Annotated in this window: 15 protein-coding genes and 1 riboswitch; all 15 genes read right to left on the reverse strand. The window is 24.7% G+C overall.

All coding sequences use genetic code 4. The features are described from left to right. On the reverse strand, positions 1-348 hold a 348-nt coding region (locus C6B38_RS06985), incomplete at its 3' end, for a hypothetical protein (RefSeq protein ID WP_146693356.1). Next, complete coding sequence (locus C6B38_RS10340; protein ID WP_162475931.1) at positions 348-488, reverse strand: hypothetical protein; 141 nt, start codon at positions 486-488, stop codon at positions 348-350. The genes C6B38_RS06985 and C6B38_RS10340, both read right to left, overlap by 1 nt. Further along, the gene (locus tag C6B38_RS06990) at positions 488-796 is read right to left on the reverse strand and encodes a pentapeptide repeat-containing protein (protein ID WP_105299096.1); all 309 of its coding nucleotides are present in this window, start codon (positions 794-796) and stop codon (positions 488-490) included. The genes C6B38_RS10340 and C6B38_RS06990 overlap by 1 nt, the downstream gene beginning before the upstream one ends. 1 nt (position 797) lies before the next feature. Beyond that, a complete protein-coding gene (locus tag C6B38_RS10345; protein ID WP_162475848.1) occupies positions 798-935 on the reverse strand; it encodes a hypothetical protein in 138 nt (45 codons plus the stop codon). 9 nt (positions 936-944) lie between these two features. Beyond that, positions 945-1,103: a hypothetical protein gene (locus C6B38_RS10350; protein WP_162475792.1), complete on the reverse strand. Its 159-nt coding sequence runs from the start codon at positions 1,101-1,103 to the stop codon at positions 945-947. Between the two features lie 504 nt (positions 1,104-1,607). Further along, positions 1,608-1,844 (reverse strand): hypothetical protein, encoded by a 237-nt coding sequence (locus C6B38_RS06995; RefSeq protein WP_105299097.1) that lies wholly within the window; start codon positions 1,842-1,844, stop codon positions 1,608-1,610. A 967-nt stretch (positions 1,845-2,811) separates the two neighbouring features. Next, the gene (locus C6B38_RS11435) at positions 2,812-3,129 is read right to left on the reverse strand and encodes a tRNA dimethylallyltransferase (RefSeq protein WP_233485636.1); all 318 of its coding nucleotides are present in this window, start codon (positions 3,127-3,129) and stop codon (positions 2,812-2,814) included. A gap of 31 nt (positions 3,130-3,160) precedes the next feature. Further along, positions 3,161-3,625, reverse strand: coding sequence for a tRNA (adenosine(37)-N6)-dimethylallyltransferase (locus C6B38_RS11440; protein WP_233485637.1), 465 nt, complete (start codon positions 3,623-3,625; stop codon positions 3,161-3,163). Positions 3,626-4,006: 381 nt separating this feature from the next. Then, positions 4,007-4,207 carry a hypothetical protein gene (locus C6B38_RS11445; RefSeq protein WP_233485638.1) on the reverse strand — a complete coding sequence of 67 codons (201 nt, stop codon included), beginning with the start codon at positions 4,205-4,207 and terminating at the stop codon, positions 4,007-4,009. Positions 4,208-4,430: 223 nt separating this feature from the next. Further along, a complete protein-coding gene (locus C6B38_RS11985; protein ID WP_255401075.1) occupies positions 4,431-4,559 on the reverse strand; it encodes a hypothetical protein in 129 nt (42 codons plus the stop codon). A 318-nt stretch (positions 4,560-4,877) separates the two neighbouring features. Continuing rightward, positions 4,878-5,060: a hypothetical protein gene (locus tag C6B38_RS07010; RefSeq protein ID WP_233485639.1), complete on the reverse strand. Its 183-nt coding sequence runs from the start codon at positions 5,058-5,060 to the stop codon at positions 4,878-4,880. Positions 5,061-5,310: 250 nt separating this feature from the next. Further along, entirely contained in the window at positions 5,311-5,562 is a 252-nt protein-coding gene (locus tag C6B38_RS07015; protein WP_071937632.1) for a hypothetical protein, read from the reverse strand. 6 nt (positions 5,563-5,568) lie between these two features. Beyond that, positions 5,569-5,712, reverse strand: a complete 144-nt coding sequence (locus C6B38_RS07020; RefSeq protein WP_233485640.1) for a hypothetical protein — start codon at positions 5,710-5,712, stop codon at positions 5,569-5,571. Positions 5,713-5,885: 173 nt separating this feature from the next. Beyond that, a complete protein-coding gene (locus C6B38_RS07025) occupies positions 5,886-6,236 on the reverse strand; it encodes a hypothetical protein (protein ID WP_233485641.1) in 351 nt (116 codons plus the stop codon). A 58-nt stretch (positions 6,237-6,294) separates the two neighbouring features. Next, on the reverse strand, positions 6,295-7,695 hold the full coding sequence (locus tag C6B38_RS07030; protein ID WP_105299098.1) for a BMP family ABC transporter substrate-binding protein: 1,401 nt from the start codon (positions 7,693-7,695) through the stop codon (positions 6,295-6,297). An 84-nt stretch (positions 7,696-7,779) separates the two neighbouring features. Next, a riboswitch (purine riboswitch) is annotated at positions 7,780-7,879 on the reverse strand. Positions 7,880-8,368 lie beyond the last annotated feature (489 nt).

The following is an 8,368-nucleotide window of genomic DNA, read 5'->3' on the forward strand; positions in this document are numbered from 1 at the left end:
TTGATTAATATTATTTTTAATTTGAATTTTATGATTTTCAATTGATTTTTCAAAATTAATAATATTAGTATGAATACGATTTAAAGCATCTTTAAATTCTTTAACTGGATCTAATGGTTCTTTAAAAACAATATCAATTTTAGTTAATGTTGATGGAATATCTTTTAAATGCACATCTTTATAACCAGTTGTATTATATTGATTACGATGTCTGTATATAAATTCTGCTAATTCTGGTCCATTTTCATCAATTCATTTTTTAATATTTAATGCTTTTAAACTTAATTCTTTAAAATCATCACCTTTAATTGCAAAAGGAAAAGAAACATTTTGAACTATATTTTTCATTATTTATCCTCCTCACTAGCAATATGAAAACAAATCATTAATAGTTTATTAATTTCTTTATCTTTTTCATCAAGTTTATTTTTAAGTGCTTCATTTTCTTCTTTAACTTTGTTAAATTTAATTGTTTCTGTTATATTCATTATTCATCCTCCTCAATAACAGTTAATTGGTCTAATTGTTGTTTTGTAATTTTAATATCTTCTAAATAAGCACCTTGTAAATTAGCACTATATAAATTAGCATCTTCTAAATCAGCACGATATAAATCAGCACCTATTAATTTAGCACGTCGTAAATCAGCCCAACATAAAACAGCATCTCGTAAATCAGCTTCTATTAAATCAACACCTCGTAAATCTAATGCTTCACTTGCTAAATATTCATTTATTTTTTGTTCTTCAACAGTTATTCCTGTTAAATCTTTAATTAAATCTTGTAATTTCTTCATTTTATAATTCCTCCAAATTCTTTTCCATAATTAATTTTTCAATATAGTCATAAGCACTTTCTTCTGAATGACATTCTTCTAATGCTTCATTAAATAAATCTTCTTCTGTATAAACTTTGCCATCTTCATCTTTTCACATACTATTTATTTACCTTTTTCATTCAATATCTTTTAAATCAATAATTGCCGTTGATAAGCCATAATTATTATTTTCAATTTTTTCTCGTACTTTTGCTTCTTCTAGTGTGTAATAAGCATAAGTAGATAAATATTCATTTTTAATAATTAATAAGTATTTTTTAGTCATAATTTAATTCCTCCTAATTCTTTTTATTTAATGCTCAATGTTCATCAGTAATTTCATTGTGTGTAAGGATATATTTATTTTGTTTATCACATTTAAAGCAATAACCTCAATATCTTTTTTTTAAGACAACTATTCTTTTTCATCTTTACCTCCTGATTATTAATTTTGGTAATTGTTGGTATATTAACTACAATGTTCTACAATTTGTAGTTGTTTGTATAGTTAAGACGCCATATAATTACATTTCTTCATCCGCACCATTTCAGGTCAAAGCGTTCAGTTTTTAAAATAAATTCACTCGCACCTTGAAGAACCTAATGCTAATCGCAAATTTATTTATAAAGTGACCATCTCAATATTTATTGTCGTTCGATGTTGACCTCGCACTTATCACSACTATCGCTTGTTAAAGCGTCTATTATTTCCRGACTGATTACYGTTGGGCTAGACCGCCTATGTGGAATAAAAACACTTAGTTATTTAAAATAACCGTCCCACTCTGCATTAAGTTGTTTTATAAAATCAAAKTTTTAACAAACCAGTTTCTCAWTCAAAGATAATTTTTKAATTTTCTAGTTTTTGATAAAATTGYTKTTGTGTTTTATCTTTTASYTTATTCAATAAATTTCTATGTTTTTCACAAGTTCATAAAACTTTATTTGATACAAATTCTTCGGTGATGAATGATGATAATTTATAACAATCATTAACATCACATATTTTTTGTTGTTTAATTATCATTACCTCCTTTTAGGAGTTGTTTTATTTCAAATAAAAAAACAACCCTTTAACAAGAGTTGTTTTTTTGCCGCTTCATCGTACACGATGCCTTTTAAAAATTATAAATATATAAAGATGCTGTCCTTGTTTTGAATCAATTAGTTATTTTAGGTTTTTTCAAATAAAAAAACCATTTTAGTAAATGGTTTTTTCAAATAAAAAAACCATTTTAGTAAATGGTTTAATTATTCTTATTTAATTTCTTTATATTTTTATACCCTACTTTTTTTATACAGTCGCCTTTTCCTGCAAATAATTAATTGTTGCGACATCAATAAATTTCATTATATACCCTTTTCTCGTTGTATCATCATCATTCAGTGCACTTAATAAACTATTTAAGAATTAATTTGACATCCCCCTGTTCAACACTGTTAAAACCAACAGAACAATTGTTTTTGAAATTTCATACCATCTGAACCCATTACATTTTGAACAAAATAATTTAAACCTAAAATGTTATCTTTGCGTTTCTTAACTTAATAATCTCTAATTCTTTATAACTTATTATTAAAAATTGTAAAATCAGTAACTGGTGAAGCATCAACAGGAGATAAAAAGTTATTTTTATCATATTCTTTTCTTTTGGTTGGATTTGATAAAATGTTATATGCTACTGGAATTTCATAAAATTTAGTTTCTGTATTTTTTATTTTTTCAAAATTAGTAGTAGAAGATACTTTTAGTATCTTATAATAATTTTTTGCACTAATTCTCCTTATATTTAAAAAATTTATTAATTAAGTTATATAAATTTATTTTGATAAGTAAAGAAACTTAATTTAAATTTTTTTCTTTAATTCTTAAATAGTTTTTATATTTGGACATATTATATTATAACAAAATTTAAATATTTTAGGAGTTATTTAATCCTTAAAAAAGAAAAAACAATTAATATTGTTTTTTAAGGAATGTTTTTAAAAATAAATTATAATTTTAAATAGTTACTATTTTTTAATTCAACAATAATTTTCTGGCAAAGATTATCAAACTGTGAATAGGAAAATGAATATCAATGCACATTTGTTAATTGGTGTTTAAACCATGTGATTTGTTTTTTAGCATAAACTTTATTAGCTTGAACCATTGCTGCTAATGTTGCTTCATATGAAAGCTCACCTTTTAAATAACGAATAATTTCTGAACAACCAATAATTTTCATACTTTGCTTTGTTAAATCATAATTACAATATTTATATGCTGCTTCAACTTCAACAAATAAACCTTGCTCTGTTAACCGTAACACCCGATCAAATAAATATTGATACAGTTCTGCTTTATCTGGTAATAACCCAATATGTTGCTAATTTTTCTCATAAAGCATAATTTGAAACATGTTCATATTCCTTTGTTTTTAATAAATCACAATCCTGATCAGAAAATTGGTAATTCTTTAATAGTGCATTAATATATAACCCACTACCAACAACAACAACAACAATTAGAATTTTATTTTTACTTCATAATTGGGCTAATATTTTTCGTCCCTGCTGTTGGTACATCTTAATGGAATAATTATCATTTAAATCAATTGTTGATAATAAATGGTGTGGAATTCCAGCTTGTTCAGATGGTGTTACTTTATTTGTTGCAAGATTTAACACATTAAAAATTTGGGTTGCATCAGCATTAATACATTCGCCATTAAAACGCTGAGCGATTTTAATTGATAAAGCAGTTTTACCACTTCCTGTTGGTCCAACAATTAAAATAACTTTTTTTCGCCACCATCAAAACCTCACTCATCTCTTTATAAATTTTATCGAATAATTTATTTTTTTCAAATTAAAAAACTAACATTCAACTGTTAGCCTTTCATTTATTTTTAAGATAACCCTGAACCGCTTTAAGTGCTTGGGTGTAGAGTTCCCTGATTTATATAGCGGTTAATAACCCCAAACACACCTTAACGTTATAATAAACGTAGAAAACTGTCCTTGCGGACAATTACATTTTATCACATTTTATTTCTTTTTAGCAAAAATAACAAATCTAGTTTATTCAATTCCTAATAAATTAGAAATTACAAAACTTCCAATTAAATAAATAGAAACTGTTCCATAAATATTTGCAATAACTAATTTAACTCCAATTTTTTGTTCAATTGGTAAAATTGGTAAATTTTAAAAAAGATTCTCATTACTATTAACAACAGGATGCGCATCAACAAAATGTTTAGTTCATTTTTCAGGATCTCAGACCGTAAAAGTTAAAGTAATTCCTGCAATATCAGGACTAATAATATTTTGAATATTTTCCTTATCATCTTCAGTGCTATATTCCTTTCAAATATTTTTTAATTGAACATCATAATTTGTTTGCACTTTTTGTAAGGGTAGTATATATTATTTTGAGGTTTTTAATAAAATTAAGTAATTAGAAACAAATTATGTCTCGCTTATGAATAAATGATAACAAAATTTATAAAAAATTCAACTTTTTTAAAAATTATATTTTTAATTGAATAAATAATTTTATAAAATTATGAATTTTGACACACTAAAAAGTACTTTTTAAAGTTATTACTAATTTTAAAAAGTTTTTTATTTATAAAGATAAAAATTGATTTTGAGATTGATTTAATTTAAAAATATTAAATTCAATTTTTTCTTTATTTTTATTAATTTTAACTTCATTAATTCTGCTATTAAGTCTTAACATTGAAGCAATTAACATATTATTAAATGTTTCTTTACAATATATTTTTGCACCACGCCCCTTAACAACCTTAATATAATGTGAAACATCACCTTCAACATGACAACCAATATTATATTCTAATGCTTGATTTTCAATACCATCTTTATTATTTTTAATTAATTCAATAGTTTCTAATAAAAATTTCTTTTTGCTGTCAATAACATAGGGTAAATGACAAATTAAAAAATCTAATAATGCTTCATAATTTCCAGTAAAAAAATATATTTTCTCTGTATAAATTATTTTAAATAGAAAGGAGAAATAAAATATAGAAGAAATAATAAATTCATTTTTCTATTTAATAAATTCATTTTTTACAAATGTGATACCATCTATTTTTTGATTATCATGAATGGTATCACCAATTAAAACAATTATTTCACTAATAATAATTTTAATAATAACATTTAAATTTATTATTTGAATTTTTAATAAATTAACAAATTTATAAATATTTTTATACAGAGAGAAAACCATAATAATACCTTAAATATAATTAAATTGATATTTTTACACTATATACTGCCTACAAGTTTTTAAGAGATAAACAATATAAATGTAGCCACTATTGGAGATATAGTCATATTTATTTCTACAGCTAACATTATCAATAATAACCAAATTTGTAGACAGTGTATAATGCAAAAATAAACAACAAAATTATTTATTCAACTCACATAAAAGCTAGTGTGCCTTAGCTAAGATATATAATCGATTATAATAAATATTAAAATCCTTTAACCATAACACGGAAAAAGTTTAAGATTTTAATAATACAAAATATAGCAAATGGAATTAATATAATTCACGCTTCACCTAAAAAAACCATTATCTCAGGTAAAATATTTGTTATACCTTCTTTAACTTTTCATAATGCACTAGTCAAACCCGTTCAAATACCAGTCATACCCTCAGTCATAGTTTTAGGTGTAGGTGCTGTTAAAAAATTAAACGCTGTTGTTAAATACATACCTAACATTATTTTTTATCCTCCTTTCTTGCAATTTCTTTTTTTTCTTTTTTTCTTTCCTCGAATTTGTTTAATTTTTTGATAAATTGATAAACCAATTCAAGCAAAAATCCCTAATATAATAACAACACTAAATATTGTCGTTAATCAAGTTGGCATATTACATCTCCTCTCTAAAAATATCGCGACACGCTTCGCGTGTTCGCTACGCTCAAAATAAACTATATTGAATAAATTACCGCTAATAAATTACGCGGATAATTTATTCATTTTCTTTTACATTATTAATTACTATCTTATTTACAGTATTAATAACAATATCTTTTCCATACTTAATTACTAAGGACCGCAAAATAAAATAATGTTTTTTTTCAATAAAAAATCAACTCCTTTCAAAGTTGATTTGTTGCACTTCGATTACACGATGCCTCGCTTAAGTCTTGATAAATACCACTTGTTATATTCTCAATTTTATCATCAAGTTCTTTTTCTTGTCGAAGTTGTTTTTGATCACTTAACAATTCCTTAAATAAACCAATAACTTCTAAATGTTTATTAATTTGCTTTAAATTATGTAAATTATTTATTACTTCTTCAATATCATTATAAATATTAAAATCCTCTATAAGTTCTTCATGGATATCATCTTTTGATTTTGCTTTATAACAACTAATAACTACCATACTTCGTGCTGATGCTAATTACAATAATTTATTAGTTGATAAATAAACCTTAAGAAAATTATAACACCTTTTCAATTGCTGCTAATAAATATGCTTTTAATTTTGTTTGTGTTTCATATGTATTTTGTAAAGTATTTGTAAAATTTTGTGCAGAAATTGGGGGATAATTATTAATTCCACTTTTATAAGCGTACTGTAATATTTTTACCATCTTATCAAACAAAGTATCCTTACTATGATTATCAGTCGTATTATGTAAAAAATCAACTAAATCTTGTGTAACTCATTTTGTTGTTTCAATTCCCGTTCATGATGGATGGTCAAGGGAAGTTTGGTCAGTATTAATTCAACAATTATTTGTCTGTTTCGTATTATCTCATATATTATTTTGTGCATCATAACCATATTCTGATGAATAAATATTTTTTAACGCATCAAAAGTTGAAGTAGCAATTTGTTTTAAAGCACTAGTTACAACATAATCTTCGTTATAAATTTTCGATTGTTCGGTATCAACACCGACTATTTTAGCATTCGCTTTGTTAACTTTAATTTGATTAATTGTATCTTGAACTTGTGCGCCAGCAACTGGAAAAATAATTTGAGCCCCACGTGCTAATAATTCATCACTAATAATTTTGCCATCTCCAGCTTGAAATGATTGGGAAAATCATGATTCATTTTGCTTTAAAACATTTTGAACTTTAACAATTGATTGCAAAGTTGTTATTTTTGGATTAATATTTTGTACTTGTTTTAATATATTGTGTTTTAAATTATTTCATTTACTATTTATTGAAGAATTAATAATGGTATTAAACAAATCAATTCCAACTAAAAAACCTCACATATAATTTGAAACAGCAACTGGATTATCCATCCCGCCATAACTTCCTACTTTTAATTGCCCATTATATTCGTTTTGGTGCGCATTTAAATAAATACTTGTTGCTAAACTCGCATAAAAACCTGAAGCTTCAGCTTGATAAGTAATTCCAATAATATTTTTTGCTAATGGTGCCTTCTGGTCCATATTAAGATGGACATTTTGACTACTTCCATCAATATAAATAATATTATCAACTAGTCCCGCTGCTCAACCAAGAGTATTGCCGTGGTTGAAACCAGGCAAAACTAACGTTTTTGCTCCTGCAATTGAAGATGTAATATAAGCATTTTTATAATCACCAGGATTTTGACTAACTGATTCAAAGTAACTTGCTCGTCAGTTTGAATTTTTTCAATCTTGTGGCGGAGTTGTCTGTTTTTTTTGTGCAAAAACATATTTACTTGCTCCTTCTCATGCTGCTTGATTAAAAGCAAGATCATTTATAGTTCCTCCATCAGTAATAACCCAAATACTATTATCAAAATTATATTTTTTTATGCAAGCAAAAACACTGCTCACTGAAGTGCCAATGATACTTATCATCATTAAACTTTGTAAAATTCTTTTCATATTTTTTGCTCCTTTTTACTTAATGTTTGTAAAAACAAAAAGATTAACCTGATTCTTTTATTAAAATGAATGGTTAATGTTTAAAAAGCAAAAGCATTAACCTATAGCGTCTTCTTCCAATGGTAAGACGTAGAAACACTAGACCATATTACTAGTATATACAGATATATAATTTATTTTTATACTTATATCATAACTTCTTTTTTACCAAAAAGCAATTAAAATAAAAAAACAACCCGGGTGAGATTGTTTTTTAGGGTATCCATGAAGTATAAGATAATATAATACAAAGTATGGTCATATTGATAGGGCTAAACTTGTGCTGTTTATTATTAATTTAATAAAAGTACAATTCTTATACTTCCCTAGACATTTATTATTATATATTTCAAAAAAAAAAATTCAATAATATTTAAATAACTTTTTAATTTTTGTTAAATTTGCAAATTGTAATATAAAGGGCAACAAATTAATGAAAAAATAATGTTATTAATACTATTAAATTATCGTCTTTACTTTAATTGCTACATTTAATAGTCATATTAAATACTATTTTTTAATACACTTCAACTTTATCAATTTTCAAATTTGATCAAACATGATACAAAGCTAAGAAAGAAAAAGTATATGATACTATTTGTATCTTTAAATATTCTCCTTCAAATCATAAATT

The organism is Spiroplasma sp. ChiS (assembly GCF_002968355.1).
Lineage (GTDB): Bacteria > Bacillota_I > Bacilli_A > Mycoplasmatales > Mycoplasmataceae > Spiroplasma > Spiroplasma citri.